General features: G+C 60.6%; 29 protein-coding genes. 13 read left to right on the top strand and 16 right to left on the bottom strand.

Translation table 11 applies throughout. The features are described 5' to 3' along the window. Positions 1-29 precede the first annotated feature (29 nt). A complete protein-coding gene (gene coaD, locus AS89_RS0108350; protein WP_010132068.1) occupies positions 30-509 on the bottom strand; it encodes a pantetheine-phosphate adenylyltransferase in 480 nt (159 codons plus the stop codon). A 134-nt stretch (positions 510-643) separates the two neighbouring features. Further along, positions 644-1,240: a 16S rRNA (guanine(966)-N(2))-methyltransferase RsmD gene (gene rsmD, locus AS89_RS0108345; RefSeq protein WP_010132067.1), complete on the bottom strand. Its 597-nt coding sequence runs from the start codon at positions 1,238-1,240 to the stop codon at positions 644-646. 454 nt (positions 1,241-1,694) lie between these two features. Here rsmD and ftsY point away from each other — a divergent pair, with 454 nt between their 5' ends. From ftsY to AS89_RS0108305, 8 genes are all read left to right on the top strand, one after another. Then, on the top strand, positions 1,695-2,678 hold the full coding sequence (gene ftsY, locus AS89_RS0108340) for a signal recognition particle-docking protein FtsY (protein WP_237709656.1): 984 nt from the start codon (positions 1,695-1,697) through the stop codon (positions 2,676-2,678). 246 nt (positions 2,679-2,924) lie between these two features. Continuing rightward, the gene (ftsE, locus tag AS89_RS0108335) at positions 2,925-3,608 is read left to right on the top strand and encodes a cell division ATP-binding protein FtsE (RefSeq protein WP_010132065.1); all 684 of its coding nucleotides are present in this window, start codon (positions 2,925-2,927) and stop codon (positions 3,606-3,608) included. After that, a complete protein-coding gene (gene ftsX, locus AS89_RS0108330; protein WP_010132064.1) occupies positions 3,592-4,590 on the top strand; it encodes a permease-like cell division protein FtsX in 999 nt (332 codons plus the stop codon). The genes ftsE and ftsX overlap by 17 nt, the downstream gene beginning before the upstream one ends. 349 nt (positions 4,591-4,939) lie before the next feature. Beyond that, positions 4,940-5,794, top strand: a complete 855-nt coding sequence (rpoH, locus tag AS89_RS0108325; protein WP_010132063.1) for an RNA polymerase sigma factor RpoH — start codon at positions 4,940-4,942, stop codon at positions 5,792-5,794. Positions 5,795-5,814: 20 nt separating this feature from the next. After that, positions 5,815-6,069 (top strand): hypothetical protein, encoded by a 255-nt coding sequence (locus AS89_RS0108320; protein WP_029249895.1) that lies wholly within the window; start codon positions 5,815-5,817, stop codon positions 6,067-6,069. Continuing rightward, complete coding sequence (locus tag AS89_RS0108315) at positions 6,062-6,439, top strand: DUF423 domain-containing protein (RefSeq protein ID WP_010132062.1); 378 nt, start codon at positions 6,062-6,064, stop codon at positions 6,437-6,439. The genes AS89_RS0108320 and AS89_RS0108315 overlap by 8 nt, the downstream gene beginning before the upstream one ends. Before the next feature lie 207 nt (positions 6,440-6,646). Continuing rightward, the gene (gene trmB / locus AS89_RS0108310) at positions 6,647-7,384 is read left to right on the top strand and encodes a tRNA (guanosine(46)-N7)-methyltransferase TrmB (RefSeq protein WP_010132061.1); all 738 of its coding nucleotides are present in this window, start codon (positions 6,647-6,649) and stop codon (positions 7,382-7,384) included. 89 nt (positions 7,385-7,473) lie between these two features. Beyond that, positions 7,474-8,301, top strand: a complete 828-nt coding sequence (locus tag AS89_RS0108305) for an outer membrane beta-barrel protein (RefSeq protein ID WP_010132060.1) — start codon at positions 7,474-7,476, stop codon at positions 8,299-8,301. 29 nt (positions 8,302-8,330) lie between these two features. Here the strand turns inward: AS89_RS0108305 and AS89_RS0108300 are convergent, their stop codons facing one another. Beyond that, on the bottom strand, positions 8,331-10,244 hold the full coding sequence (locus AS89_RS0108300) for an ABC-F family ATP-binding cassette domain-containing protein (protein ID WP_010132059.1): 1,914 nt from the start codon (positions 10,242-10,244) through the stop codon (positions 8,331-8,333). Positions 10,245-10,329: 85 nt separating this feature from the next. On the opposite strand from AS89_RS0108300, the gene AS89_RS0108295 reads away from it, so the two are divergent. Then, positions 10,330-10,899, top strand: a complete 570-nt coding sequence (locus tag AS89_RS0108295) for a TIGR02444 family protein (protein WP_100169309.1) — start codon at positions 10,330-10,332, stop codon at positions 10,897-10,899. On the opposite strand, the gene AS89_RS18770 is transcribed toward AS89_RS0108295, so the two are convergent. Continuing rightward, positions 10,896-11,861: a hypothetical protein gene (locus AS89_RS18770; RefSeq protein WP_010132056.1), complete on the bottom strand. Its 966-nt coding sequence runs from the start codon at positions 11,859-11,861 to the stop codon at positions 10,896-10,898. The genes AS89_RS0108295 and AS89_RS18770 overlap by 4 nt on opposite strands. A 536-nt stretch (positions 11,862-12,397) precedes the next feature. Here AS89_RS18770 and AS89_RS0108285 point away from each other — a divergent pair. Continuing rightward, the gene (locus AS89_RS0108285; protein WP_010132055.1) at positions 12,398-13,186 is read left to right on the top strand and encodes an FKBP-type peptidyl-prolyl cis-trans isomerase; all 789 of its coding nucleotides are present in this window, start codon (positions 12,398-12,400) and stop codon (positions 13,184-13,186) included. Positions 13,187-13,316: 130 nt separating this feature from the next. Here AS89_RS0108285 and AS89_RS0108280 read toward each other — a convergent pair whose 3' ends face one another. The 12 genes from AS89_RS0108280 to AS89_RS0108225 all read right to left on the bottom strand — a co-directional run bounded on the left by AS89_RS0108280 (position 13,317) and on the right by AS89_RS0108225 (position 22,255). Next, positions 13,317-13,784, bottom strand: coding sequence for an Rsd/AlgQ family anti-sigma factor (locus tag AS89_RS0108280; RefSeq protein ID WP_010132054.1), 468 nt, complete (start codon positions 13,782-13,784; stop codon positions 13,317-13,319). Between the two features lie 115 nt (positions 13,785-13,899). Next, on the bottom strand, positions 13,900-14,658 hold the full coding sequence (locus AS89_RS0108275; protein ID WP_010132053.1) for an LrgB family protein: 759 nt from the start codon (positions 14,656-14,658) through the stop codon (positions 13,900-13,902). Continuing rightward, positions 14,648-15,055 (bottom strand): CidA/LrgA family protein, encoded by a 408-nt coding sequence (locus AS89_RS0108270; RefSeq protein WP_010132052.1) that lies wholly within the window; start codon positions 15,053-15,055, stop codon positions 14,648-14,650. Before AS89_RS0108270 ends, AS89_RS0108275 begins: the two co-directional genes overlap by 11 nt. Positions 15,056-15,068: 13 nt before the next feature. Next, positions 15,069-15,560, bottom strand: coding sequence for a disulfide bond formation protein B (locus tag AS89_RS0108265; RefSeq protein WP_010132051.1), 492 nt, complete (start codon positions 15,558-15,560; stop codon positions 15,069-15,071). A gap of 15 nt (positions 15,561-15,575) precedes the next feature. After that, a complete protein-coding gene (locus AS89_RS0108260) occupies positions 15,576-16,166 on the bottom strand; it encodes an acyl carrier protein phosphodiesterase (RefSeq protein ID WP_010132050.1) in 591 nt (196 codons plus the stop codon). 6 nt (positions 16,167-16,172) lie between these two features. Further along, the gene (gshA, locus tag AS89_RS0108255) at positions 16,173-17,762 is read right to left on the bottom strand and encodes a glutamate--cysteine ligase (protein WP_010132048.1); all 1,590 of its coding nucleotides are present in this window, start codon (positions 17,760-17,762) and stop codon (positions 16,173-16,175) included. 169 nt (positions 17,763-17,931) lie between these two features. Continuing rightward, entirely contained in the window at positions 17,932-18,345 is a 414-nt protein-coding gene (locus AS89_RS18175; RefSeq protein ID WP_010132047.1) for a hypothetical protein, read from the bottom strand. A 211-nt stretch (positions 18,346-18,556) separates the two neighbouring features. Beyond that, positions 18,557-19,810: a malic enzyme-like NAD(P)-binding protein gene (locus AS89_RS0108245; RefSeq protein ID WP_029249890.1), complete on the bottom strand. Its 1,254-nt coding sequence runs from the start codon at positions 19,808-19,810 to the stop codon at positions 18,557-18,559. Positions 19,811-20,131: 321 nt separating this feature from the next. Beyond that, complete coding sequence (locus AS89_RS17195; protein ID WP_010132045.1) at positions 20,132-20,974, bottom strand: thermonuclease family protein; 843 nt, start codon at positions 20,972-20,974, stop codon at positions 20,132-20,134. Positions 20,975-20,991: 17 nt separating this feature from the next. Beyond that, complete coding sequence (gene rpmE / locus AS89_RS0108235; protein ID WP_010132044.1) at positions 20,992-21,204, bottom strand: 50S ribosomal protein L31; 213 nt, start codon at positions 21,202-21,204, stop codon at positions 20,992-20,994. A gap of 149 nt (positions 21,205-21,353) precedes the next feature. Next, complete coding sequence (locus AS89_RS17190; protein WP_010132043.1) at positions 21,354-21,668, bottom strand: winged helix-turn-helix domain-containing protein; 315 nt, start codon at positions 21,666-21,668, stop codon at positions 21,354-21,356. After that, positions 21,665-22,255 carry a hypothetical protein gene (locus AS89_RS0108225; protein ID WP_010132042.1) on the bottom strand — a complete coding sequence of 197 codons (591 nt, stop codon included), beginning with the start codon at positions 22,253-22,255 and terminating at the stop codon, positions 21,665-21,667. The genes AS89_RS17190 and AS89_RS0108225 overlap by 4 nt, the downstream gene beginning before the upstream one ends. 270 nt (positions 22,256-22,525) lie before the next feature. On the opposite strand from AS89_RS0108225, the gene AS89_RS0108220 reads away from it, so the two are divergent. The 3 genes from AS89_RS0108220 to hslV all read left to right on the top strand — a co-directional run bounded on the left by AS89_RS0108220 (position 22,526) and on the right by hslV (position 26,046). Then, entirely contained in the window at positions 22,526-24,766 is a 2,241-nt protein-coding gene (locus tag AS89_RS0108220; RefSeq protein ID WP_237709654.1) for a primosomal protein N', read from the top strand. A gap of 74 nt (positions 24,767-24,840) precedes the next feature. Continuing rightward, complete coding sequence (locus AS89_RS0108215; protein WP_010132038.1) at positions 24,841-25,407, top strand: SPOR domain-containing protein; 567 nt, start codon at positions 24,841-24,843, stop codon at positions 25,405-25,407. Positions 25,408-25,506: 99 nt separating this feature from the next. Continuing rightward, positions 25,507-26,046, top strand: coding sequence for an ATP-dependent protease subunit HslV (gene hslV, locus AS89_RS0108210; protein WP_010132036.1), 540 nt, complete (start codon positions 25,507-25,509; stop codon positions 26,044-26,046). Positions 26,047-26,097 lie beyond the last annotated feature (51 nt).

The following is a 26,097-nucleotide window of genomic DNA, read 5'->3' as shown; positions in this document are numbered from 1 at the left end:
GTAGGCCAGGTTGCGTTGGCGGATACCGCTTAGCGGTTGTATTTCTCTTGCAGTGCCTTTTGCACGCCGGGCGGTACGAACTTGGTGACGTCACCACCGAGGGAGGCGATCTCACGTACCAGGGACGAGGAGATGTAAGACAGGTGTTCCGCCGGTGTCAGGAACAGGCTCTCCATTTGCGGCGCCAGTTGGCGGTTCATGTTGGCCAGCTGAAACTCGTATTCAAAGTCAGAGACCGCGCGCAGTCCGCGCACTACACCGTGGGCATCCAGCTGGCGCACCAGGTCGGCGAGCAGGATGTCGAAGCCAATCACTTCGACGTTATCCAGGTGGGCCAGCTCGGTTTGGGCCAGCTCCACGCGCTCTTCCATGGTGAACAGCGGGTTTTTGCGGGTGCTGGCGGCAACGGCGACCACCACATGATCGAACAGGCGGCAGGCCCGCTCAACGAGGTCCATATGACCGTTGGTGATGGGGTCAAAGGTGCCCGGGTAAACCACTTTTTTCATAAGCCAATTCGCCTTGCCGGCCAGAAGGGACGCGCATCTTAAACAATTTAGACGCGGCTCTCAAAAGGTCGCGGCAAATTCGTTAGCCGCTGGGTGAATAGTGGGGATTCACGTCTCGAATTTACGCTCTGCGGTCACACCCGAAACAGGCGCATACAAACCTGTCCGGCATACTTTTCTTTTTCCAGCTGCCAGCCCTCGGGCGCACCAATCGCGGTGTCGCGCGGGGATTCCACATACACCAGGGTGCCATCGCCGAGCCGCTGGCTCTGTACGAGGGCGCTCAGGGTGTCTGCCCACAGGTCCCCGGCGAAGGGCGGGTCGACAAACACTACGTCGTAGGCCGGGCCGCCCTGGCTGGCGAACACCTGCGCGGCGCAGTTGTGCACCTCGCCACCCTCCGCCTGCAGCAACTTCAGCTGCTCGCGCAGGATGCGTGCGGCGCCGCCGTCGAGTTCGATAAAGTCCACATGTGCGGCGCCGCGGCTCAGGGCCTCAAGCCCCAATGCGCCGGAACCGGCAAACAGATCCAGGCAGCGCGCTGCGGGCAGATGGAACTGCAACCAGTTGAACAGGGTCTCGCGCAGCCGGTCACCGGTTGGGCGCAGCCCGTCGATCGGCGCAAAAGCGACTTTGCGCCCGCGCCAGCGCCCGCCGATGATACGCAGCTGGCTCGGGGCTTGTGTGGCGGAAGACGGTTTACTGGGCCGAGGGCGGCGGTTTCTGGGCATCGGTTGTCCGGGGAAGTTGCTACAGCGGTAAATTAGACAGGGCCACACTGTGTGCTAAACAGTCAGCGGTGCTAAGATTAGCGCCTTTCCAAGACCGGCTGCCAGTGGCAGTGACCTTCACCTATCTCCTTCGAAGAATTCGCACCCGATGATTTTTGATTTTCTGCGCAAAAAGAAGTCCGAGGACCAGGCCGCTGAGGATACAGCAGCCCCCACGGAGTCCCAGCATCCTCTGTCCGAGGAGGTGGCCGAAGAAGCGGCCGGCGAAGAGGCGGAATTCGTAATCCCGGAGAATCTGCAGGCGCCCGCTGCGGCGTTAGCCGCAGAGACGGAAGATGAGCATCTCTCCACCGAAGAGGCCCCGGAGTCCGGGTTCGACCCGGCCGCAGCCGTGGTCGCGGATGTGGCAGATAAGGCGCCAGAGCCCGTGCCGGTGGAGGAACCCCCGCAGCCGATTGTCGAACCAGTACAGGAGCCAGTACAGGAACCGGTACAGGAAAAGCCCAAGAAAGAGGGCTTCTTCGCGCGCATTCGCCGCGGCCTGTCGCGCACCAGCAGCCAGTTTGCCGAAGGTATGGGCAACCTGTTCCTGGGTGCCAAGGAAATCGATGAAGATCTGATGGAGGAGCTGGAGACCCAGCTGCTGATGGCGGACGTGGGCGTCGATGCTACCACCGAGATTATCGACCGCCTCACCGAGCGGGTTTCCCGTCGCGAGCTGTCTGATGGTGAGGCGCTTTACAAGGCGCTGCAGGAAGAGCTGGCCGGCTTACTGGACAAGGTCGAAGCGCCGCTGGCGATCGACGAGAGTAAAAAGCCATTTGTGATTCTGGTGGTTGGCGTGAATGGTGTGGGTAAGACCACTACCATCGGCAAGCTCGCCCACCGCTACCTGAATGAGGGCAAGTCGGTGATGCTCGCCGCCGGCGATACCTTCCGTGCCGCTGCAGTGGAGCAGCTGCAGGTTTGGGGGCAGCGCCACAATGTACCGGTTGTGGCCCAGCACACCGGCGCGGATAGCGCCTCGGTGATCTTTGACGCGATACAGTCCGCGCAATCCCGCAGCGTCGATGTGGTGATCGCCGATACCGCCGGGCGCCTGCACAACAAGTCGAACCTGATGGAAGAGCTTTCCAAGGTGCGCCGTGTGATGGGCAAGCTCGACGGCGCCGCGCCACACGAAGTGCTGCTGGTGCTGGATGCGGGTACCGGCCAGAATGCGCTGTCGCAGGCGGAGACTTTCAAGGATTCTGCGGGGGTCAGCGGTCTGGTACTGACCAAGCTCGATGGCACCGCCAAGGGCGGGGTGATTTTTGCGCTGGCACAGAAGCTGGGGATTCCGGTACGCTTTATCGGCGTGGGGGAGCAGGCCGAAGACCTGCAGCCATTTGTGGCCAAAGACTTTGTGGCGGCGCTGTTTAATCGCGCTCAGGGCTGATAATCCGCATTTGCGAGAGACTGTTTTGGAGTTCGTGGTACGAACTTGGGAAGTTAGGTGGCGGTACTGCTACCGGGTACAACTTTCTGAGACACGCCGTGAACCCATCCCTGGGGGCTCTTCCGCGAGGTCCCTCTCGCGGAAGGTCTCAGAAAGTTGTACCCGGTATCAGTACCTTCGCGCAGAGTAGGGTATGTTCGAATAGAGTGTGCCACCGCCGAATTTAAGAACAACAAAAACGCGCTCATGATCCAGTTTGATAACGTCAACAAACGCTACGAGTCCGGCCAGGATGCGCTGGGGCGCGTCAGTCTGGAGATTGATCGCGCCGAGATGGTGTTCCTGACCGGCCACTCTGGTGCCGGCAAAAGCACCTTGCTCAAACTCCTCACCGCCATCGAGCGCCCTACCCGTGGCAGCATCATCGTTGGTGGCCAGAACCTGAATCGCCTGCGCAATAGCCAGATTCCCTATTACCGCCGCAATCTCGGCATCGTTTTCCAGAACCACCAGTTGCTGTTCGATCGCAGCGTGTTCGACAACGTTGCCTTGCCGCTGTCGGTTTCCGGATGCAGCCGGCGCGAAGTGGGCCGCCGCGCGCGCGCCGCGCTGGACAAGGTTGGCCTGCTACACAAAGAGAAACAGAATCCCATCGTGCTGTCCGGCGGTGAACAGCAGCGCGTGGGCATTGCCCGCGCGGTGGTGAACAAGCCCGCCCTGCTGGTGGCGGATGAGCCCACCGGTAACCTGGACCCGAAGCTGTCCGAGGAAATCATGGGGTTGTTCCGGCAGTTTAATGCGGTGGGCACCACCGTGCTGATCGCCAGCCACGACCTCGAATTGATTGCGCGCATGCGCCAGCGAGTGCTGACGCTGCAGCAAGGCCAGTTGATCTATGACGGATACCCGAGCCGTGAACCAGCGTACTAAGCCCCCTGCCAATCCGCCCGAACGCAGCCGCTCCGCGGGTGCGGTGACCGCGCGCACCGGTGTGGGCGACCGCTTCAGTAGCTGGACCAACCACCACCGCGAAATGTGGCGCGAGTCCTGGGTGCGTTTCTTTGCCTCCCCCATGTCCAGTGGCATGACCGCACTGGTGATCGCCATTGCCCTGGCCCTGCCGGCCGCACTGCAGTTGGGGCTTACTAACTTCCAGAAGGCGGTGGCCGCCTGGGATGGGCAGCCACAGATCTCGGTGTTCCTGCACAAACGCGCCCGCGAGAGCGCGGTGCAGTCGTTCGCCGACGATTTGCGCGGTGATCCACTGGTGGCCGGGGTAACGTACATTTCGCCGGAGCAGGCACTCGCGGAGTTCCAGCAGTCCTCCGGTCTCGGGGATGCGCTGCTGGGTATGGACAGCAATCCGTTGCCAGCGGTACTGCTGGTGCGCCCGCGCGGCTCTGATACGAGCTCTCTGGAGGCGTTGGCCACACGCCTGCGCGCCAATGCGATGACAGATTCCGTAGTGCTGGATATGGCCTGGGTGCAGCGTCTGGCGCAGCTTACCGAGCTGGGGCAGCGCATGAGCATGGGGCTGGCACTATTGCTGGCGCTGGGGGTGCTGCTGGTGGTGGTAAACAGTATCCGCCTGCATATCGAAAACCGCCGGGATGAAATCCTGGTGGTGAAACTGGTAGGCGCCACAGATGCATTTGTGCGCCGCCCCTTCCTGTACACGGGTCTGGTGTATGGCCTGGTCGGCGGCCTGATTGCCTGGCTGCTGGTGAGTGGCGGTGTATGGCTGCTGGCGGGGCCGGTCAGCGGGCTGGCGAACCTCTACGGCAGCGGCTTCCGCCTCGATGGCCCGGGGTTTACCTATCTGGTCGGTCTGGCCGGCGGCGCCGCCCTGCTCGGGCTGACCGGTGCCTGGTTGGCAGTGGCGCGACATATCTCCGCGATTCAGCCGCGCTAACGTCCGATCCAAGCGCTCGCTCAGCTCCTCTCGTCGACCATTCGAGTCGTTTGACCGGGTAGTCTACAAAGATTGGTAAAGCGCGGGCGCGCCCCGGAACTTCTGCTGTGGATAACTGCTCTAACCTCCCGTATTTCAAGGCTTGGCGCGCGATGCCCGGCGTCAGCCAACGGGGTTCCATTTCCCGTTGCGAATGCTACACTGTGGCCGACTTTGCTCTCTCGGTGCCGCTTAAAGGCTGAACAGTCCAGGGCCGAACGGAGCAGCCGCCGCAAACTACTGGTCCCGGTAAGAAACAGTCCGGGCAGCAAGTGCCAAGCGGGGCAATACGATACGAGGAGAATCCTGAATGGGAACCAGTTTACAGCCGATTCACACACTGTCACCGGGCGCCAATCTAAACGCCTACATCCAGACAGTGAGCGGCTTTGAGGTACTCTCCGCCGAGGAAGAAAAGAAACTCGCGGAAGACCTCTACTACCACGAAAATCTCGAGGCAGCCCGTCAGTTGGTTATGTCTCACTTGCGCTTTGTTGTGCACATCGCCAAATCCTACTCCGGTTACGGTCTGAACCAGGGCGACCTGATTCAGGAAGGTAACGTGGGCTTGATGAAGGCGGTGAAGCGTTTCAACCCGGAGAAGGGTGTGCGTCTGGTGTCCTTTGCGGTGCACTGGATCAAGGCGGAGATTCACGAGTTCATTCTGCGCAACTGGCGCATCGTTAAGATTGCGACCACCAAGGCGCAGCGCAAGCTGTTCTTCAACCTGCGTGGCCAGAAGAAGAAGCTGGCGTGGCTGACCAACGACGAAGCCAAGCGTGTGGCGCAAGAGCTGAATGTCGATGTGCAGCATGTACACGATATGGAAGGCCGTTTGGCGGCGCACGATGCGGCGTTTGATGCGGGTGTGGATGACGACGAAGATTCCGCGTGGCAAGCTCCGGCGCACTACCTGGAAGACCGTCGTTACGATCCGGCCACCATGCTGGAGCACGATAACTGGCAGGAAACCAGCGTAAACAACCTGACTGCTGCGATGGATCAGCTGGACGACCGCAGCCGCGACATCATTGAAGCGCGCTGGTTGAGTGAGTCCAAGGCGACCTTGCACGAGCTGGCCGATAAATACGGTGTTTCCGCTGAGCGTATTCGCCAGCTTGAAAAGAACGCCATGAAGAAAGTCCGGGTGGCGATGGAAGCGTAACCGCGCTCTGACCCAACTGGATGAAAGAACCGCGCTACTGGCGCGGTTTTTTCGTATGTGGGTTGCTCGGTTTAGTGGTATTCAGTTTTAAAGCGAGCCTGGTGGCGGGGAGGCACCGGGTGCTGCTTTTTGAAACCGCTGTGAACCCATCCATGGGCGCTGCGGCGGCGACGTCCCTGTCGCCGACGCTTTCAAAAAACAGCACCCGGCACCTCCCCTTTGCAGCGACCCCTGTACTTCGATTGCCGATTGGAAAGGAAAACCCTGATGGCTAAATTGTATTTATTGCTAGCCGCATTTTTTGGTGGCACCGGCGTTATGCTCGGCGCCTTTGGCGCTCATGGGCTGCGTGACAAGGTCGCGGAAAATCTGTTGGAAGCCTACAAAACGGGCGTGCACTATCAGATGATTCACGCGCTGGCACTGATTGCCGTGGCTATTTTGATCCAGCAAATTGGTGCAAAAACCTCACTGATTGTGAGCGGCGCGCTTTTCGCGGTTGGCATTTTATTTTTCTCAGGCAGCCTTTACGGCCTGACCTTTGGTGGACCGAGAATCCTCGGACCAATCACACCACTTGGTGGCACGCTGATGATCGGAGGCTGGGTAGCCCTGTTTGTCGCCACCCTAGGTTATACGAAGTAAGAAACTACGAATCGAAGGTCAAGGGCCGGGGATGCGTTTTCAGAAGCGTCGGCGACAGGGACGTCGCCGCCGCAGTGCCCATGGATGGGTTCACAGGGGGGCGCCTAGCCTGGTTCTGAAAACTTATACCCGGTGCTTGACCGCCCAGAACTAAGCTACGAAGCACCCAAGAATCGTGCTCCGGGGTAAAGAGGTAACCAAACAAAGATGCAAGAAGAGCCAAATAACGAAAAAGCGGGTGAGGAAGAAGAGTTTCCCTACCGCACCGAGTTCAAAAAGAAATCCATCCGTAGCTACGTTATCCGTGGCGGGCGTATGACCGAAGGTCAGCGTAACGCGTTTGATAACTACTGGGGAACGTTTGGCCTGTCTCTCTACGATGGCGCAATCAACCCGGCAGAGGTTTTCGGTGGCGAGGCCCCTGTGGTATTGGAGATCGGTTTCGGCATGGGTGATTCCTTGCTGGAAATGACCAAGGCCGAGCAGGACAAACACTTCATTGGCATCGAAGTGCACCCACCGGGTGTCGGTCGTCTGATTAATAATGCCGGTAAGGACGAAGTAAAAAACCTGCGCGTGTATATGGCCGATGCCATCGACGTGCTAAACGACTGTATTCCCGACGCCAGCCTGGATCGTTTCCAGCTGTATTTTCCCGATCCGTGGCACAAGAAAAAGCACAACAAACGCCGTATTGTGCAGCCCGAATTCGTGAAACTGCTGTGCAGTAAATTGAAGCCCGGCGCGCTGATGCACATGGCGACCGACTGGGAAAACTACGCCGAGCAAATGCTTGAAGTCCTCGAAGCCGAGGACTTGCTGGAGAATACCTCCGGCAAAGGGCAATACGCCCCGCGTCCGGAATTCCGTCCGCAGACTAAATTCGAGCGTCGCGGTGAGCGCCTTGGCCACGGCGTGTGGGACCTGCTGTACAAAAGAAAATAAACCGACAGCATGGCGAGCCGCGCGGGAAATGGGCCGCGGTTCGCTGTGCTATCTTGTGTCTACCGGTAAATGGATGCTCCGGAGCAACAATGACAACAAGCCCCACCCTCGCCCGCAAATTCCCGCGCACGCTGCTACTTGGCGGCGCCCTGCTCCTGTCCAGTGGCCAGGCTGTATCCGATGCGGAAGGCACCCTCAACCTGTATCTCAACGGCGGCTATTACTGGTTTGACGACCAGCGCCTCGACGGCACTCCCTACTTCGGTTTTGAGCTGGAAGACCGCGCTGGCGGCGGTATTGGCTTTGGCTATAACGTTACCGATCGCTGGGCTCTGGAAGGTGTGTATAACTACTTCAGCGTCAACGTAGAGGATACGTTTGAGGACGTCGAAGTGCAGAATTATCACCTCGACCTGCTGTATCAATTCGCTGGCCGCTTTTGCGGCAACTACGACTGGCAGCCCTATGTGGTGGCGGGTGTTGGCGAGTTGCGTATCGACGAGGACACCTACGGCTACCCGTTTGACTGGCACCGCCGCCAGACCATGGTCAACTTTGGCATGGGTGTGAAGTACCGTCTGCACCCGCGCTGGCAAGTGCGCGGCGATGCGCGCGGTTTCCAGGGTGTGGAGGAGAGTGGCCTCGACGCCTATGTGAGTATGTCCATCGGCTACCAGTGGGGCGAGGACCCGGTGGCGATTTACGATCGCGATGGTGACGGCGTGTATGACGATGCCGACGAATGTCCGCAGACACCGCCGGGTATCGATGTGGATGTTCGCGGATGCCCCATCGACACCGACGGCGATGGCGTGCCGGACTATCTCGATCTCTGCCCGAATACACCCATGGGCATGGCAGTCAATGAAGATGGCTGCCCGCGGGAAGGCTACGACCCCTACGAAATGTCTAAATAACCGCGCAGGGATCGTATCGGGGCGGCACGTTAACTACCGGAGCGCGCTGCCTCCAGTGCCTCGGAAACCTCCAGCCACTCCATTTCCAGTTCATCGAGGCTTTCCCGCGCCTCGCCCTGCGCTTTGGTCAGCTGGGTAATTTCATCCTGGCGGCCACCACTGTAGAGATCTTCATCCGCGAGCTGCTCTTCCAGCCGCTGCACTTCCTTTTCTGCCTTGGCCATCTTCTGCTCGATACTTTTGAGCTTGTTGGTTAATGGCTTGAGTTGCTCGCGCAGGGCCGCCGCCGCGCGCCGCTGGGCTTTCTTATCCTCAACAGGCTTGCCGTCCGCACTCGGGGTATCGCTGCCGGACTGGCGTTTCTCTTCACGCTTGAATGCCAGCAACCACTGTTTGTAATCGTCCAGGTCGCCGTCGAAGGGCTCGGCGCGGCCGTCTGCCACCAGAATAAATTCGTCGGTGGTGTTCGCCAGCAGGTGGCGATCGTGCGATACCAGGATTACCGCACCCGGGAACTCCGCCAGCGCCAGCGTCAGTGCATGGCGCATTTCCAGGTCCAGGTGGTTGGTCGGTTCGTCCAGCAGCAACAGGTTGGGTTTCTGCCACGCCAGCAGCGCCAGTGCCACGCGGGCTTTTTCACCGCCGGAGAAACCGCCCACCGGTTCGAATACCCGGTCGCCGATAAAACCGTAGCCGCCCAAAAAGTCGCGCAGATCCTGTTCGCTGGCCTCCGGCGACAGCCGCTGCACGTGCAGAATGGGTGAGGCTTTGGAATCCAGCGCTTCCAGTTGATGCTGGGCAAAGTAACCAATCTTCAGGTGCTCGCCGCACTGGCGCTCGCCACCGAGCAGCGGCAGCTCGCCGGCGAGGGTTTTGATCAGCGAGGATTTGCCCGCGCCGTTGGGGCCCAGCAGGCCGATGCGTCGGCCGGGCTGAATGCCCATTTCCACGCGCGGCAGAATGGTTTTGCCCGGGTAACCGATTTCCGCCTCGCGCAGGTCCACCAGCGGATTGGAAACCTTCTCGGAAGCCGGCAGGCGGAAGCGGAAGGGTGAATCCACATGCGCCGGGGCGATCTCGGCCATGCGGTCGAGTGCCTTCAGGCGGCTCTGCGCCTGCTTGGCCTTGGTCGCCTTTGCCCGGAAGCGGCGCACGAAATCTTCCATATGCGCGCGCTGGGCCTGCTGCTTCTCGTATTGAATCTGCTGCTGTGCCAGGCGCTCGGCGCGGGCCCGCTCAAATGCGGTGTAGTTACCGCTGTAGAGCACCAGATCCTGCTGTTCAAAACTGATAATGCCGTCCACCACCGCATCCAGGAAATCCCGGTCGTGCGAGATGATCAGCAGGGTGCCGGGGAAGCGCTGCAGCCACTGCTCCAGCCACAGGGTGGCATCCAGGTCCAGGTGGTTGGTGGGTTCGTCGAGCAGCAACAGGTCCGCGGGGCACATCAGCGCGCGCGCCAGGTTCAAGCGAATACGCCAGCCACCAGAAAAGCTCTGTACCGGGCGCTGCTGATCCGCGTGGGAGAAGCCCAGGCCATCCAGTAGCTGTGCGGCGCGCGCGGGGCCCGAGTAGCCGTCAATCGCGGCCATGCGCTCGTGCAGCTCGCCGATGCGCTTGCCGTCACTGCCATCGGCCTCTGCGGCTTCCAGCTCCTGTTGTAGCTCGCGCAGGCGGTGGTCACCGTCCAGTGCGTAGTCGAGGGCGCTGCGGTCACTGGCGGATACCTCCTGGGCCATATGCGCAATTTCCCAGCCCGCTGGGACTTCGACACTGCCCGCGTCGCTCTCCTGCTGCTTGAGCAACATCTTGAACAGGGTGGACTTGCCACAGCCATTGGCGCCGATGATGCCCACCTTGTGGCCGGGGAAGATGCGGCAGCTGGCGTCGTTGAGCAGGTCGCGCCCGCCCACTTGCAGCGACACCCCTTGCAGATTGATCAATGGAAACCTCTTTGAATTCGCGCGATATTGACTAGGCTATCCCCATAACAATGTCGTCGCATAACAATTTCGCCGGGATTCTATCGTGACAGAAACCGCACCTCCATCACCGCCGCACTCTCCGCCTAATTCGCCTTTGCAGAACCCCCTGTGGGATTTCAGTCTCGAGTTTTATCGCCAGCCGTCGGTGGCCGACTTCCTGCTGGAGTGTCAGGACAGCAAGGGGGCAGACGTGTGTCTGCTGTTGTGGGCCAGTTACACCTGCGCCTGCGGGCGCCAACTGAGTGACGAGAGCTGGCGCGTGGCGGACCGCGGGTTGGCGCCGCGGCGGCGCATGATCAATACCGTGCGTAACCTGCGCCGCTTTGTGGGGCGTATTAACAAGCAGAGCCGGCTTTACGAATGGTGCAAGCGCAACGAGATACGCATGGAGCAGCGCCAGTTGGCCGCACTGTGGAAGCTGAATGGAGAAACCTGGCCGGAAACGCGCTCACCGCTGGCGCTGGCCGGAGAACAGTATGGTCTGATGCAAAAGGATCAGGCCCGCTGGGCGGGCCTGATCGATGCGTATAGCTCTCAAGATGCTTTTAGCACCAACACCGGTGCCGCAGACACAGGCGTGGGCAATGAGGGAGCCGGTGATCGCACAAATTAGCTCTTGTGCTTGTGCTCCTCGGGGCCGTAGTGCGGGTTTTCCTCAGTGGAAAACAGGCTCTTGGCTGGAGTGCTTGGGGTGATGCTCGGGGCTACAGGGGTCGCGGCCGCAGCGCTGGACTCAGGCACGATGGGTTTGGGTTCCGGCTTGGGCTCCGAAGTCTTGGTCATTACCGGTGCCGGTGATTCGCTTACCGGGGTGGGTGCGGCTGCGGGCGCTGGCTGAGCGGCCGGCTTCACTGCGGCGCCATTGGATTTGTCGGCTGCGGGCTTGGCGGCGACTTTTTTGGTTGCGGCCTTCTTCGGTGCTGCTTTTTTTGCAGCCGGTTTCGCCGCAGCTTTTTTAGTTGCTGCCTTCTTCGCTACCGCTTTCTTGGCCGGAGCCTTTTTCGCCGCGGCCTTCTTGGTTGGTTTAGTTGCCTTAGTGGCCGCCTTCTTTGCGGTGGCCTTTTTGGCCGCAGGTTTTTTCGCGGTAGCTTTCTTTTCAGCGGCGGGCTTGCTTGCGGTGGCCTTCTTGGCTGCGGCTTTCTTCTTTTTCGGCTTGCTGGCGGCCTGTACTTTCTTGGCAGCGGCAGCGCCGGCTTTCTTCACGGCTTTCGCAGTCTTGTCGGCCAGCTTGGCGGCGGCGACGGCGGCCTTGGAGCCAGTCAGTGCTGCGGCAGCTTCCTTGGCAACTTTTTCTACCTTGGCCAAAGCAGACTTGGCAGCATCGGATTTCTTTTTGGCGGAGGCTTTGGCGGCCGGGGTTTTTGCCTTGGCGGCGGCAGCGCGGGCCGTCGCTACTTTGGCTTTGGCCTTGGCTACCTGCGCCTTGGCCTTATCGGCATCTTTTGTTGCTTTCTTCAGGGCCTTATCGGCATCGGCCACTTCCTTGGCTCGTGCCTTTTCAATTTGGGTGGCGATCTTGGCGATCTGTTTTTCAAGAGCGTCAATGGAAACAGCGGCTTTGCGTTTGGCGGCCATGATTCAATATCCTGCGGTTGGAACGGGTTGTGAACATCGTTATTACTGGGAGCCCCGATTGCTTACTCCAAGATATCCTCAAGACATCCCCCAAGATATCTCGGTGCTGGCAGAACCACCTCACTGCCGGAGAAAAAGGTCGAGGTCTAACGCTGATAATAGCGCTGTTATTTACTTCGTGCATCCCTGCAGCCTGCAGGATTTTTAACTTTTCAATGCGTGTGGCAAAAGGTTTTCAATTTTCTCGCGCAGTCCCGCCCAAATTGCGTGTGTCAGTAAAATGAAACGACCGCGCAGAAGTGCTGTCCGATGCAGCGAGCACAGCAAGCGTGTGCCGGTGTGCAGGTCCTTCGTGCATGGGTTAGACTTGCCATTCGCTACGGTCCGGCTTGCGATACTGTGATCTGCCGCACAATGCCCCCGGATGTCAGGGTGTACAACAGCGGTATAGGCAGGGAATACAGGACCTGCTCGATTAATACCGGTGCTCGCCATCGCTATTTACAATGTTTCACGGAAATAAAGAGACAACTCTCATGAATAAAACTTCTTTGGCTGCTGCGATTGCTTTGGGTATTGCACTGGTCGGTTGTAACAAGCAAGAGTCTGCAGGTTCTGCAGACGTCAAACTGGAAACCCAGGAGCAGAAGGTCAGCTATATCATTGCCGAAGATATGGCTAACCGCCTCAAGAGCCAGGAAGTCGCTCTGGACCCGCAAATCGTTGCCATGGCACTGCAAGATGTCGCTAGCGGCCGTGAGTCCCGCTTGAGCCAAGACGAAAAAACGAAAGTGATCCAGGTATTCCAGGAGAACATGCAGGCCAAGCAAAAAGAGCTGATGGAGAAGCAGGAAGCCGACTTTAAAGCTTCCGGGGAAAAGAACCTGGAAGAAGGTAAGAAGTTCCTGGAAGAGAATGCCAAGAAAGAAGGCGTGCAGACCACCGACTCTGGCCTGCAGTACAAGGTGATTACCGAAGGCACCGGTCCGAGCCCCAGCGAAACCAGCGTTGTTGAAGTGGACTACAAGGGCACGCTGATTGATGGCACCGAGTTCGACAGCTCCTATAAAAATGGCAAGCCGGTTCAGTTCCCGGTGAATGGCGTGATCAAGGGTTGGACCGAGGCGCTGCAGCTGATGAAGCAGGGTGCGAAATGGGAACTCTACATTCCTTCTGAGTTGGCCTATGGTCCCGGTGGCGCCGGCGGTCTGATCGGCCCGAATGCGACTCTGATCTTTGAAGTCGAGCTGCACAAGGCCGACGTCAACAGTGACGAAGGTGCTGCAGAAAAGGAAGCGGTTGAGGAAGATCAGGGAACCGAGTAATCACACATCGGTTACCAGGGTGCGCGGTTGCGCACGGATCAAAAAAGGGGCCTGTTGGCCCCTTTTTTATTGCTGATGCACATTGGCGCATCGCGTTATTCAAAGCGCTGGTGCAAACCAGATTGTGTGATCAGGCCAGCTGGTTTTTGTGCGCGGTGTGCAGGGTATCGATCATGCGGTCTTCCGCGGCAAAGCGGGTTTCCAGCGCGACGCCGAGCTCGGAAAGATCTTGTGCCAGCGCGCTGAGATCATCGGTCTCCTGATACTTGTCGTTGAAGTCGACAGCAACATCGGTGGTGCCGTCAATTTCCCGGTACAGGGCTTTGGCCTGCTGTAACCCTTCGGTGTCACCAAAGGCCTGGCCTTCCTGAATCAACTGATCGTAGACCTCAAAGTGGCCGGCCGACACATAGTCCACCAGCTGCTGGCACAGGATGCGGACACTGCCCTCCGCGGCCTTGTCGTTATCGGAAAACTCCTTGTGATCCGATAGCTGGCAAAAGCTCACCAGCAGCGCCTGACGGGACTGTAGCCAGCGGTCAATAATCTGGCTGACGCCGCCCCAGCGCTCTTGCGCGTTCTTACAGTTCTCCAACATCTCCAAGTTTCCTTTTGTGTCTTTTACAACTGCTCATACGAATGTAGAAGCTTCTCCCGCCGTGGGCAAGGCGGGCGCCGTAAAAAAGCTGGAAAGAGACGGGCGTCTGGTTTTGCTAGGTCGAAGTGAGAACCGATAACAGCAATGCGGTCAGTGCGCCGCACAAACCCATGGCTAGTGCGGAAAAGGCCCCACACAGTGCGCTGATCTCCAGTGCGCGCACGGTGCCGATGGCGTGGGCGTTGATACCGAGGGTGAAACCGGTAACCCGCTCGTCGTGAATACCCAAAAGGCGCATGAGGGTGGGGCCAAACACCGCGCCAACAATCCCGGTAAAGGCCACCACCCCCGCGGCGAGGCTGTGAATACCGTTCATCTGTTCGGTGAGCGCCAGTGCCACGGGGGTGGTTACGGACTTGGTGGCCAGTGCGACCAGTACCGTGTGACTGCCGCCCAGCAGCATTGCGATAACCACCGCCACCAGTGGTGCCAGCACGGCACCCACCACTAGCCCAAGCATCAGTGGCCAGCCCGCACGCCGTACCATGACCAGGTTTTGTTTGAGGGGAATGGCGAGGGCGACCACCGCGGGGCCCAGTAACAGATACAGCAATGCGCTGCCCTGCTGGTAGCCGGGGAAGTCGACACCGAGCAGCAGTAGCCCGGCGAACACCAGCAGGCTGCCGCCTACCACCGGGTGCAGAATGGGCGTTCCGGTGCGTCGATAGATTTTCAGTGCCAGCCAGAAGCCCGCGATGTTCAGCGGCAGTATCACCAGTGGGTGGGTGGCGGAGAGCGGCTGCAGGAAACCTTCCGCCACCTGCTGCAGCTGGGCCAGCCATTGCGACCACAGGGTGTGCATCTCACTGCCCATGCTCACCTCGGCGGCGGGCGCGTCGCTGAATCAAATGGTTTAGCAGCTGCGCGGTGAGCGTCAGGCTGATCAGGGTGCCGATCACCATCGCGGCGATCAGCGCAAACCAGTCGCCGCCAGAGAGGTCGCGCAGAAAATAGATGCCCACAGTGGCAGGCAGGAAAATCAGTACCAGCAAACGCAGTATCTGCTCGGCAACCATGCCCAGGCCGTAGGGCACGCGCCCGTACAGCATCAGTGCCAGCAGCAACAGCAGCATTCCCAGCACCGGGCCGGGTATCGACAGCGGCAGGCTCGCGGCCAGGGCGCGACCGGCGAGGTCAAACGTCAGCAGCAGTCCCGCGCCCAGCAGCCAGTGCAGTGCTTTGCCGGGCCACGATTTGGATTCGGGGGGCATGGTGAAGGTTCGCTTAGCTCTTGCGCAACGCCTGCCACAGGCCGAACAGGATCAAGCCCACAAAGCCCACCGCGGCCCAGCCAGGAATGGATAGGCCCAGAAAGGTCCAGTGCACCTCGGCGCAGTTGCCGTCGCCGGTCAGCAGGGTTTTGATCACTTCCGCCATCGGGAACACTTCCACCATGTAGCTGATACCGGGGCCACACGCCGGTACTTCGTCTTCCGGCAGGCTCTGCAGCCACAGCTGGCGGCCGGAGAAGTAGAGGCCGCCCAGTGCCCACAGGGAGACGACGAATCCGTAAATGCGGCGGCCGATATTGGAAGGGTTGTGCAGGAAGGCAATCAGTGACGTGATGCCGACACCGAGGAACATCACCCGCTGGGTAATACACAGTGGGCAGGGTTCGAGGCCCATCGCGTATTCCATGTAGAAGGCCACACCGAGTACGAAGATCACGGCGAGGAACATCAGTATAAAGGTGGTGCGCGGGCTTGGCAGGGTCATGGTGTCTTCCGGAATTTATTCGCTAGTTTGTTGGCGGAAACGTTCAGCCTGTTGGCTCAGGTCGGCAAACAGCTGCTGGAATTCCTGCTCCAGTACGCGGCGATCGCGTTCCAGCAGGGGCAGCATGTCGACCAGGGGTTGCGGGCGTCGCAGACGCTGACCGACCCGTTCGAGGGTGCGTTGAATTACGTCGACCTCGCGGTAGCCGGGGAGCAGTTTAAATTGCTCGGCGCGCTGAATAAACGTTTGCGCGTTTTCCGGGATCCACTGCTGGCGCTCGCGGAAGTTGGACCAGCACTGTTGGGAAAAGGTTTCCAGGGGGTGGGGATGCCACTGCTCCCAGCTGTTGGCGAGCAGGTGGTCGAACCAGATATCCAGCGCGATGCCGCCTAGGCGTCGCCACTCGGGGCCGAGGCGCGTGAGCGCGCTCAGGAAGGCGGGGTGCTGGTCGCTCAGCAGGTCGATGCGCCGGTGCAGGCGCATGCCGTCTTCAATGGATTGCGGGCGCGCGCCGGTCAGCGGGCCTTTGACGAAGTCCCCGAGCAAGCCACCCAGTTGCCAGTCCGGATCCGGGCCGGACAGCAGCAGGTGAGCGAGGTAATTCATCGGTGCTCAGAGGTCTTTGTGGCAGAACACATACTGGGCGTAGTACTTGCCGAGAAAGTCTTCGAAGGTCCCGGTGTCGGCGTCTTCCACGGCTTTTTGCTTCTGTCGCGACTCTTCCGCCAGGCGCTCGAACTCGGCCTGCTCTTCCTCGCTCAGTGGGCGGTCGATGAAATACTCGCGGTGTTGCTCGGCCTTGTCTTTGGCCCATTGGAAAAAGGTCTGCCCGTGTTCGTGCATCTCCGCCAGCATGTGCGCGGCCGGGGTGAGGGTCTTGCCACTGATCTTGTCGCGCTGCACGTCCACCGCGCGCGCGTAATCTTCGCTCTGCCAGGCGCTGTCCAGCAGTTCCGCCAGCGGCGTAATCTGGTCGAGCAGCTCGTTGGCCCAGTCGGTCAGTTTGCGCTCGCCACCGTTGTGGATAAGTTGCACTTCTGGGTCGCGACCCTGGTAGACAATGCGCGACAGGTTTTCCTGCACCGCGCGGTAGTCGGCCTCATCGGTCTGCGGGCTGTCGCTCAGTAGGCAGTGCAGCAGGAACGCATCGAGGAAGCGCATTTGCGGTGCTTCGATGCCCAGCGGCACAAACGGGTTCAGGTCCAGGCAGCGCACTTCAATGTATTCCACCCCACGGGCGTCCAGTGCGGACAGTGCGGTCTCACCCATCCCAGCGGGGTTTTTCGGGCGGATCGGTGAGTAGAACTCATTCTCGATCTGCAGCAGGCCGGTGGACAGCTGTTGGTAGTGGCCCTTTGCATCCTTGACGCCCAGCTCGTGGTAGGCCGGATAGGGTTTGGAGATGGCGGCGCACAGGGTGGACAGGTAGCTCGGCAGATCGTTGTAACAGACGACCAGGGATTTCTGCGCGTCGCTGGTGTAACCCAGGTCGCCCATACGCAGGGAAGTCGAGTGCGGTGCGTACAGGCTGCGACCATCGCCGTCGAAGGGCTGCAGCTTGTGCTCGCGGTCCTGCACGAAGGTGCCGCACACCGCCGGCGCCGCGCCAAACAGGTGGATCAGCAGCCAGTATTGGCGGCGGAAGTTGCGGATCTGGTCGAAGTAGCGGCGGGTCTTGAAGTCCTGCAGCGATTCACTGCTGTTTTCTTTCGCCTGCAGCCACTGCCAGAAGGTATCCGGCAGGGAAAAGTTGTAATGAATACCGGCGATGGTCTGCATGGCGCGGCCGTAGCGCAGGCCCAGGCCCAGCCGGTAAATGGTCTTCATGGTGCCGCTGTAGGAGCTGCCATAGCGGGCGACCGGGATATCCTCGTCGCGGCCGATACGACCAGGCATGCTGTTGACCCACAGGCGCTCGTCGCCAATCTGGCTGTAGGTAAAGCGGTGGATCTGGTCCAGCTTTTCCAGTGCCTGTTCGGGAGTGGCGACCGGTGGCGTAATGAATTCCAACAGTGCTTCAGAGAAGTCGGTGGTGATGCACTCGTGGCCAAGTGCGGAGCCGAGCCCGTGCGGGTGGTCCGTCTGTGCCAGCTCGCCTTCCGGGGTGACCCGCAGGCCTTCCTTTTCAATGCCGCGGCGAATGCCCTTGAGCAGGTCTAAGCCTTCCGGCTTGGCCAGTTCGGCCAGGTTAAACGTGGGCAAGGGTATCTCCTGTGGGCTGCCGGCTGCGTAGCGAGTGCGCTTACAGCGGCGCACGCATGAATCCGCCAAACGGCGTCCGGCTTAAATGGGGGCATCCCCGCTGATCTCAAGCGGCAAACCCGGGGCATTCTCCTCGGGTCCGCCCGGTGGGGTATTTTTGATCGCTGGATCAGGCCTGGCCGGCAATGGGTTCGGAAGGCGGCGCGCTGCTCTCCAGCTTGGCCACGGCGTCCGCCGCGGGTGCTGCACCTTCTGTTGCGTCGTCGCTTGGCGGTGTTGCCGCGGTACTGGAATCGCTGCTGGCCGCAAGGTCCGCCTCGGCGTTGGCCTCGACAGTGGCCGCGAGGGGCTCTTCACTGAGCGCGTCTTCGGGTACCAGCGGCTGGCGCTTGGTGTCCAGCTTGCATTCCAGCAGCTCGATGCGCAGGGAAACGTCGCGGGTGTTGGCCTCGAACATCTGATTAATGGCGACGTCTTTGTGTTCGGTGCGGAACAGCTTGGTGTGCTCGCGGCCGTCAATCCAATCGTTGCCTTTACTTAAAAACTGCTGGTGCTGATTGGTCAGCACATAGACATGACTCATGCGGTGGGATAACTCTGCTCAGACATAGCAGCCAGTGTAGCGGTGCGCGGGGGGAGGCTCAAGGACTGCTGCAGGGGATCCGTACCCGGTAGCACCAGCGCTACCGGGATAGGTGAAAGACAGGGGCGTTGACCGGTCGTGAAAGGCACAACCGGCAGGGCTTATACGGGCTTATACGGGCTTATACGGGCTTATACGGGCTTATACGGGCTTATACGGGCTTAAGCGGGTAATGCGCCGGGTAAGGCAGGCGCGCGGCGCCGCTATCTACCGCCGCTTTGGCCACTGCTGCAGCCACCTCCGGCAGCAGGCGGGGGTCGGTGGGCTTCGGCAGGATATAGGACGGGCCGAATACCATTGCCACACCGCCGTAGCCGGCACGGACTTCTTCTGGTACTTCTTCCCGCGCCAGCCTACGGATCGCCTCGATGGCGGCGAGCTTCATATGCTCGTTGATGTTGGTGGCGCGCACGTCCAACGCACCGCGGAAGATAAACGGGAAGCACAGAACGTTGTTTACCTGGTTCGGGTAATCCGAGCGGCCGGTGGCCATAATCAGGTCGTCGCGGGTGGCGTGTGCCAGTTCCGGGGCGATTTCCGGGCTGGGGTTGGAGCAGGCAAACACCACTGGCTTGTCGGCCATGTGCGCCAGCTGCTCTGCAGACAGCAGGTTCGGCCCGGACACGCCAAGGAACACATCGGCGCCTTCGATGGCGTCATCCAGGGTGCGCATTTCCGTGTCGCGCGCCCACTCGCCCTTGTAAGCGTTGATATCACTGCGCCCGGAGTGGATGACCCCGCGGCTGTCGAGCATGGTGATCTGTTCTTTCTTAGCGCCCGCGCTCAGCAGCAGTTTGCAGCAGGCAGTGGCGGCGGCACCGGCGCCCAGGCACACAATGCGCGCGTCCTCGATCTTCTTGCCCTGGATTTCCAGTGCATTGAGCATGCCGGCAACGGTCACGATCGCGGTGCCGTGCTGATCATCGTGGAAAATGGGCACCGAACAGCGCTGGATCAACGCCTCTTCGATATGGAAACACTCCGGCGCCTTGATGTCCTCGAGGTTGATGCCGCCGAAGGTGTTGGCGATGGCGGCAACGGTTTCGATAAAGCGCTCCGGGCTGGGTGCTTCCACTTCAATATCCACGGAATTGATATCCGCAAAGCGCTTGAACAGCAGCGACTTGCCTTCCATCACCGGTTTGGAGGCCAGCGGCCCCAGGTTGCCGAGGCCGAGGATGGCGCTGCCGTTGGAGATGACCGCCACCAGGTTGCCCTTGCCGGTATAGCGGTAGGCGGCTTCCGGGTCTTTGGCGATTTCGCGCACCGGTTCTGCCACGCCCGGGCTGTAGGCGAGGGACAGGTCTTCCTGGGTTTCTGCAGGTGTGGTGAGTTCCACCGATAATTTGCCCGGTGTCGGCAAGGCATGGTAGTCGAGCGCTGCCTGGCGCAGAGAGTCGGTCATCAGGGTGTCATCTTCTTGTACTTGAAGGCGCCCGGTGTTCTGCAAGCGGGCGCGGGTTACCGCAGCTGTATTGATTTTATTGTGGGGCAGTTTGCGCGCCTATAATGGAAATATTGGGATGACCATCCGTTCATATTGGTCAAAACCGGACATTTCAGAATAGGTTTACTAATACTACCCCCAAAATTGGTTACAGATGAAATAGTTTTCGTGATTTATGTGTATTTATTGAATGAATGAGTCACGGGTTTGGCGCTGGCCAAAAGGGCGCCAACAAGCGCGGCAACAGGGGGTATGAAGTAAATGCGGAGGTAGCTGCGGTTAGCGCAGAAATTCCAGCGTTTCCGCAGCGTCCACGGCAATAAACCAGCGTTTGTGTCCGGGATTCCTGGCGGCGTACTTCGCGCCGCGATCTACCAGCCAACCGCGCACCATCAGCTGCCGCTTGCGCCAGTTTTTCTGGCGCTGTAGGGATGGCGCACTCCGCGGGTCTACCCGCAGAGCCACCGGCCCGTCCAGGTCCAGCCAGATAAACCGGTTGTGGTGTGCCTTTTGTACTTGCCCGGTCAGCAGCACGAAACCGCCATCGCCGGGGCGCACCTGGGAAGCAGCCATTATCGGCCATACGCCGGGTGACCAGACACCGCGCTGGTGCAGGCGCGCCTCGCGCTCGCGGCTGGCGAGGCATTCGCTGAGGGCGAGGTTGGGGGCGACCGCGATATGAAAGGCGAGACCGGCGGACAGCAGCGCCGACTCCAGGCTGTCGCCATGGTGGTTGTAGACGTAGGCCAGGACGCGACCGTGGTTGTCGCGGCGCTCGCGGTCGTAGACCAGCTCCAGGTCGCCGCCGGCGAGAAAGCGTTCGGTGAATTCCTTAGCCTCCCTGGCCAGGGGCTGTGCCGGGCGCTTGCGGTGGGCCAGCTCCGGTGTATTCACACCGATCAACCGCACCCGGCGGCCGTCACTCAGGCGCAGGGTATCGCCATCGATCACCTGCTTGAGGCCCACCACCTCGTCGGCGCTGCCCAGCACGCAGTCTGCGCGGGCCGCATTCACCTGCAGGGTGGTGAGGACGAACAGCCAGGCACAAAAAAAGACGCCGAGGAATGTCCTGGGCGTCTTTTTTGTCGCAGCCGGGATAGAGCGAATCTTCCCGGTGCACATTTCGGTAGCGCTTTCTCTTACTTGGAGATGCGGCTGCCGAAACGCTTCTTGAAGCGATCTACGCGGCCACCAGTGCTGGCTTGCTTCTGCTTGCCGGTGTAGAACGGGTGGCAGTTGGAGCAAACGTCGAGCTGGATGTCCTTGCCCAGGGTGGAACCCATTTTGAAGGTGTTGCCACAGGAGCAAGTTGCGGTAATTTCGGCGTAGTTCGGATGGATATCGGTCTTCATGATGGCCTCTTTTCGACACCGCCACCCAGTCATTCGTCGCTGAGCACGGAATCGTCATTGGTGTAGGGGACAAATCCCCGGGCTGTTTAAAAAGTCGGCGCATACTATCAGATTAGCCCGGCGATTCAAGAGTAAAGATGCCCCAACTATCAGTGCCCTGCCGGATCGATTCCCGCGGCATCAATCAGTGACCGCAGCGCGGCCATGTGCGCCTCCAGCGCCGCGCGCCCCGTGTCGCTCAACCGATACCAGGTGGTCGGCTTGCGTTCGACGAAATCCTTGCGGCTGCTCAGGTAGTCCTGCTCCTCCAGTTTGCGCAGTTGCGCTCCCAGATTGCCGTCGGTGGCCTGTAGCTGGGCCTTGAGGCGGGCAAAGGTCAGCTCGCCATTTTTGGCGAGCAGTACACAGGCTCCCAGTCGCAGGCGGTGCTCCAGCAGCGGGTCCAGCCCGGTCAGTGCCTTCATTGTCTTTTGCTCGATTCAGTGTTGCTCGCTTGGATCGCTGCGCGGCGGCAGAGTCCGGCCCAATACAGGGACAGGCCCACGGTAATACCGGTAATGGTCCATATATAAGGCGGCAGCAAGGTGACGAGAATGCCGTAGGCCACCAACATCAGGAGGCCGCACCATAGTAGCGGGCGCTCCAGGTGCACTCCTGCCAGGCCATAGGCGATACCGGTGACCAGCAAAAAGTTGGCGCCACCCATTTCTGGCGTTACCCGCCCCAGCATCAGCGGCAGAAAACACAGTAAGAAGGCCGCGCCCACCAGGCACCAGTGCAAGCCATAGCGCTGCGCCAGCTGGACATTGTTGATACCATCGCGGCGGCTCTGGCGGGCACCCAGCCACCAGCTGAACAGGCCGCCGCCAATACCCACCACCAGCCAGTAAACGCCGGCAATGTGCGGGGCGAAGTCCGGTAGGCTAAAGCCCACGGCAATCAGCGTGCCCCATAAAAAGTACAGCGCGGGTATGCCCCCGGCGCTGCCATCGTCGCGGATGGCGTTGCTGACATAGTCCAGGTCGCTCTGCAGTTTGCTTACGTCGGTCATGATCACAGTTCCCTGTCGATACTGTTTTTGTATGGACTCTAAATCTTAGAGTTAGATGTAGAGTACTCTAAAAAATAGAGTTGGCAATGGCCTGATCGTATGCCGGGTGTCTTTTCGCGCCACTTGTTGCTTTCCAAACTCACTTACCTTGCTCTTCCCGGCAGATTGCACGCGGCAGCTGTAACCGCGCACGACAGTCGGTAAACTAGCCCGCTTGCAAAAATTCACTGGGCAAAACACGAGATTGGGGGCAGTTTGGGGGTGCATTCGGTGCAGGAGACGGCACAGCAAGGATCGGGTCTGAGTCGGGAAGGTACCCGTGTGGTATTGCGCCTGGCGATTCCGGTACCCCTACGCCGCCTGTTCGATTATCTGCCGCCCGCGGGCCTGGACCCGGCGCACCTACAGCCCGGACAGCGCTTTCAGGTACCGTTTGGCAAGCGCGATCTGGTAGCGGTGCTGGTGGAAGTGGCCGGGGATTCGCCGCATGCCGAACTGAAACCTGTCACCGCCTGTATTGACCCAACGCCGATCTTCGATGCGCGCAGCCGCCGTTTCCTGCAGTGGGCGGCCGATTACTACCAGGCGCCTATTGGCGAACTGTATGCCGCGGCACTGCCGGTCGCGCTGCGCCGGGGCAAGCCGGCGGACCACTGGGCGGAGCAGTGGCTGGAGCTGACCACCGAGGGCAAGGGCCTGCCGGAGACCGCACTGGCGCGCGCCAAGAAACAGCAGGCCCTGCTGCAATTACTGCTCAGCTCGGGTCGCCAGAGTCGCACCGCCTTAAACGCCCGTGGCCTCAACAGCAGCGTGTGCAAGGCGCTGATCGAACGCAACCTGGCGCGCTGGGTGGCTGGGCCCACGGCGCCGCCGCCTTTAGAAGAGGTTGAGCCCCGCCCCGCCCCGGACTTGAATGACGAACAGCGTGAGGTGATCGATTCGGTGCCCGCCAGCGGATTCAGCGCCTCGTTACTGGAGGGCACCACCGGCAGCGGCAAGACCGAGGTCTATCTGCGCCTGATGGAGCGCGCCCTGCGCGACGGCAAGCAGGCACTGCTGCTGGTACCGGAGATCGGCCTGACCCCACAAACCCTGCGCCGTATTGCCGCGCGCTTCCCGGATTTTCGTATCGCCGCCCTGCACTCGGGCCTCGCCGATGGCGAACGCGCGCGCGCCTGGCTGTCTGCTGCCAGCGGCGTGGCGGATATTGTGATCGGCACCCGCTCGGCAATTTTTACCCCGCTGCCGCGCCTCGGCATCATCCTGATCGACGAGGAACACGATGGCTCCTTCAAACAGCAGGACGGGGTGCGCTACTCCGCCCGTGACCTGTCGCTGGTGCTGGCAAAAAACGCCGACATTCCGGTGCTGCTGGGCTCCGCCACCCCCTCACTGGAGAGCCTGCACAATGCGTTGAGTGGACGCTACCAGCATCTGCGCCTGCGCCACCGCGCGGGCAATGCCAAGCCACCGCAAATCAGTGTGGTGCCAATCCTGCACCAACAGCTGCAGGAGGGTTTTGCGCCGCAGGTGCTCCGGCATATCGGCGATACCCTCGCCCGTGGTGAACAGGCGCTGGTGTTTATTAACCGCCGCGGTTACTCGCCGGCGCTGACCTGTGATGACTGTGGTTGGCTCGCCGACTGCCCGCACTGCTCCGCCAAACTCACCCTGCACCGGCGCCAGCGCCACCTGCGCTGTCACCACTGCGACTACCGCATGCGTGAAGTGCACAGCTGCCCACAATGTCACAGCCGCAACCTGAATGCGCTGGGTGCCGGTACCGAGCGCAGTGAAGACTTCCTTACCCACAGCTTCCGGGATTTCCCGGTGATTCGCGTCGACCGCGATACCACTGCCAGCAAGCAGGCGCTGGACAAGCTGCTGGAGCCGGCGCGCAACGGCGAACCCTGCTTATTGCTCGGCACCCAGATGCTGGCCAAGGGCCACCACCTGCCCAAAGTCACCCTGGTGGTGATTCAGGATGCCGACGGTGGCCTGTTCAGCGCCGACTTTCGCGCCCCCGAGCGCATGGGCCAGCTGCTGGAGCAGGTTGCCGGCCGCGCCGGCCGCGGCGACCTGCCCGGGCACGTGCTGGTGCAGAGCCGCTACCCGGAGCACCCGCTACTGCAATTACTGCTAAACAAGGGCTATGGCGCCTTTGCCCGCCAGCTGATGGATGAGCGCAAGATCGCCCAGCTGCCGCCGCTTCGCGCCATGGCGCTGGTGCGCGCCGAGTGCGAGGAGCCGCGCTGGGCGGAAGAGTTCCTGGCAAACGCGCGCGATTATCTGCAAGCAATGGCGCCGCCGTCGCCGGAGCTGCAGTACCTGGGGCCGGTACCGGCGCTGCTTGAACGCAAGTCCGGCCGCTTCCGCTTCTATCTGCAGATCACCGCCGACAAGCGCGGCTTGTTGCAGCAACTGCTGGCGCAGCTCAGCCAGTGGGCGGAAGGCAATCGCAACCGGCGGCTGCGCTGGGCGATCGACATGGACGCCCAGGAGCTGTCCTAAATTCCGCACACAGCGCGCTGTTGAGGCGTTACAATTTCCCGCCTTTAGCTATTCATAAAAATCGAGAGAACACGATGGCCCGCCGTACTTCCCGCCGCTCACAACCCTCTGGCAAGCCCGCCTGGGTCTGGTTTGTACTCGGCATCTTTGTCGGCGGTTTCGGGGTGTTTGTATTTTTGCTGAACGACATCAAGACCGGGCAGATGCAGGTGGCCAAGCGCACAGAAAAGCCCGTCGCCGACAAACCCGCCCCGGGTGGATCCAAGCCGCGCTTCGACTTCTACAAGCTGCTGGAAGAAAACGAAGTCAAAGTCCCCGAGCCGAAAAACCCGCAGGTGCGGGTACGCGAAGGCGACAAATCCGCGGAAGATTCGCCGGTACGGACGGAGCCCAAATCCGACCTGGTGTATATCCTGCAGGCCGCCAGTTTCCGCGACAAAGCCGAAGCCGAGCGCCTGCGCGCCCAGCTGATGCTCGCCAACCTCGACGTCAAAGTGGAATCTGCCACGGACAACCGTGGCACCTGGCACCGGGTTCTCGTCGGCCCATATACCAACCGCTCCAAGGTCGCCAAGGCCCGCAGCGTGCTCGCCGAGCACCGCCTGATGCCACTGGTGCTCAAGCGCCCGGCGCAGGGATAAACCAATCCGTCTCGACTGCCCGGTTTTCACCGGGCAACATTGAAATCCCCCCTCCCCGACCACACTTAGTGCTTCTGAATCAAAAATGCAGAGGCACCAGTGGAACAATATCGCGGTACAACCATCCTCTCCTGCCGTCGCAACGGCAAAGTCGTTATCGGTGGTGACGGACAAGTCTCCATGGGCAATACCATCATGAAAGGTAACGCCCGCAAAGTGCGCCGCCTGTACAACGACAAGGTCATCGCCGGATTTGCCGGCGGCACCGCCGACGCCTTCACCCTGTTCGAGCGCTTCGAAGCCAAGCTCCAGGCCCACAATGGCCAGCTCACCCGCGCCGCCGTCGAACTCGCCAAAGACTGGCGTACCGACCGCGCCCTGCGCCGCCTCGAAGCGCTGCTCGCCGTAGCCGACGAAACCGCCAGCCTGATCGTCACCGGTAACGGCGACGTCATTCAGCCGGAAGACGACCTAATCGCCATCGGCTCCGGCGGCCCCTTTGCCCAGTCCGCAGCGCGCGCGCTGCTGGATAACACCGAGCTGGATGCGCGCACTATCGTCGAGCAGGGTTTGAAAATTGCCGGTGACATTTGTGTGTACACCAACCACAACAACACGATTGAAGAGCTGAGTTACTAAGAGAAAAAGTCTCTGACGAAGTTGCCCGGCCCAAATTGAAGGGCGGGCGTC

The organism is Microbulbifer agarilyticus S89 (assembly GCF_000220505.1).
GTDB classification, from domain to species: Bacteria; Pseudomonadota; Gammaproteobacteria; order Pseudomonadales; family Cellvibrionaceae; genus Microbulbifer; species Microbulbifer agarilyticus_B.
This window is presented reverse-complemented; position numbering and strand designations above follow the sequence as displayed.

Excerpts from the sequence above, each read along its gene's own strand:
- coaD (WP_010132068.1), bottom strand. The coding sequence starts at position 509 with ATGAAAAAAGTGGTTTACCCGGGCACCTTTGACCCCATCACCAACGGT.
- rsmD (WP_010132067.1), bottom strand. The coding sequence starts at position 1,240 with ATGCCCAGAAACCGCCGCCCTCGGCCCAGTAAACCGTCTTCCGCCACA.
- ftsE (WP_010132065.1), top strand. The coding sequence starts at position 2,925 with ATGATCCAGTTTGATAACGTCAACAAACGCTACGAGTCCGGCCAGGAT.
- rpoH (WP_010132063.1), top strand. The coding sequence starts at position 4,940 with ATGGGAACCAGTTTACAGCCGATTCACACACTGTCACCGGGCGCCAAT.
- AS89_RS0108320 (WP_029249895.1), top strand. The coding sequence starts at position 5,815 with ATGAAAGAACCGCGCTACTGGCGCGGTTTTTTCGTATGTGGGTTGCTC.
- AS89_RS0108315 (WP_010132062.1), top strand. The coding sequence starts at position 6,062 with ATGGCTAAATTGTATTTATTGCTAGCCGCATTTTTTGGTGGCACCGGC.
- trmB (WP_010132061.1), top strand. The coding sequence starts at position 6,647 with ATGCAAGAAGAGCCAAATAACGAAAAAGCGGGTGAGGAAGAAGAGTTT.
- AS89_RS0108305 (WP_010132060.1), top strand. The coding sequence starts at position 7,474 with ATGACAACAAGCCCCACCCTCGCCCGCAAATTCCCGCGCACGCTGCTA.
- AS89_RS18770 (WP_010132056.1), bottom strand. The coding sequence starts at position 11,861 with ATGGCCGCCAAACGCAAAGCCGCTGTTTCCATTGACGCTCTTGAAAAA.
- AS89_RS0108285 (WP_010132055.1), top strand. The coding sequence starts at position 12,398 with ATGAATAAAACTTCTTTGGCTGCTGCGATTGCTTTGGGTATTGCACTG.
- AS89_RS0108280 (WP_010132054.1), bottom strand. The coding sequence starts at position 13,784 with ATGTTGGAGAACTGTAAGAACGCGCAAGAGCGCTGGGGCGGCGTCAGC.
- AS89_RS0108275 (WP_010132053.1), bottom strand. The coding sequence starts at position 14,658 with ATGGGCAGTGAGATGCACACCCTGTGGTCGCAATGGCTGGCCCAGCTG.
- AS89_RS0108270 (WP_010132052.1), bottom strand. The coding sequence starts at position 15,055 with ATGCCCCCCGAATCCAAATCGTGGCCCGGCAAAGCACTGCACTGGCTG.
- AS89_RS0108265 (WP_010132051.1), bottom strand. The coding sequence starts at position 15,560 with ATGACCCTGCCAAGCCCGCGCACCACCTTTATACTGATGTTCCTCGCC.
- AS89_RS0108260 (WP_010132050.1), bottom strand. The coding sequence starts at position 16,166 with ATGAATTACCTCGCTCACCTGCTGCTGTCCGGCCCGGATCCGGACTGG.
- AS89_RS18175 (WP_010132047.1), bottom strand. The coding sequence starts at position 18,345 with ATGAGTCATGTCTATGTGCTGACCAATCAGCACCAGCAGTTTTTAAGT.
- AS89_RS0108245 (WP_029249890.1), bottom strand. The coding sequence starts at position 19,810 with ATGACCGACTCTCTGCGCCAGGCAGCGCTCGACTACCATGCCTTGCCG.
- AS89_RS17195 (WP_010132045.1), bottom strand. The coding sequence starts at position 20,974 with ATGTGCACCGGGAAGATTCGCTCTATCCCGGCTGCGACAAAAAAGACG.
- rpmE (WP_010132044.1), bottom strand. The coding sequence starts at position 21,204 with ATGAAGACCGATATCCATCCGAACTACGCCGAAATTACCGCAACTTGC.
- AS89_RS17190 (WP_010132043.1), bottom strand. The coding sequence starts at position 21,668 with ATGAAGGCACTGACCGGGCTGGACCCGCTGCTGGAGCACCGCCTGCGA.
- AS89_RS0108225 (WP_010132042.1), bottom strand. The coding sequence starts at position 22,255 with ATGACCGACGTAAGCAAACTGCAGAGCGACCTGGACTATGTCAGCAAC.
- AS89_RS0108215 (WP_010132038.1), top strand. The coding sequence starts at position 24,841 with ATGGCCCGCCGTACTTCCCGCCGCTCACAACCCTCTGGCAAGCCCGCC.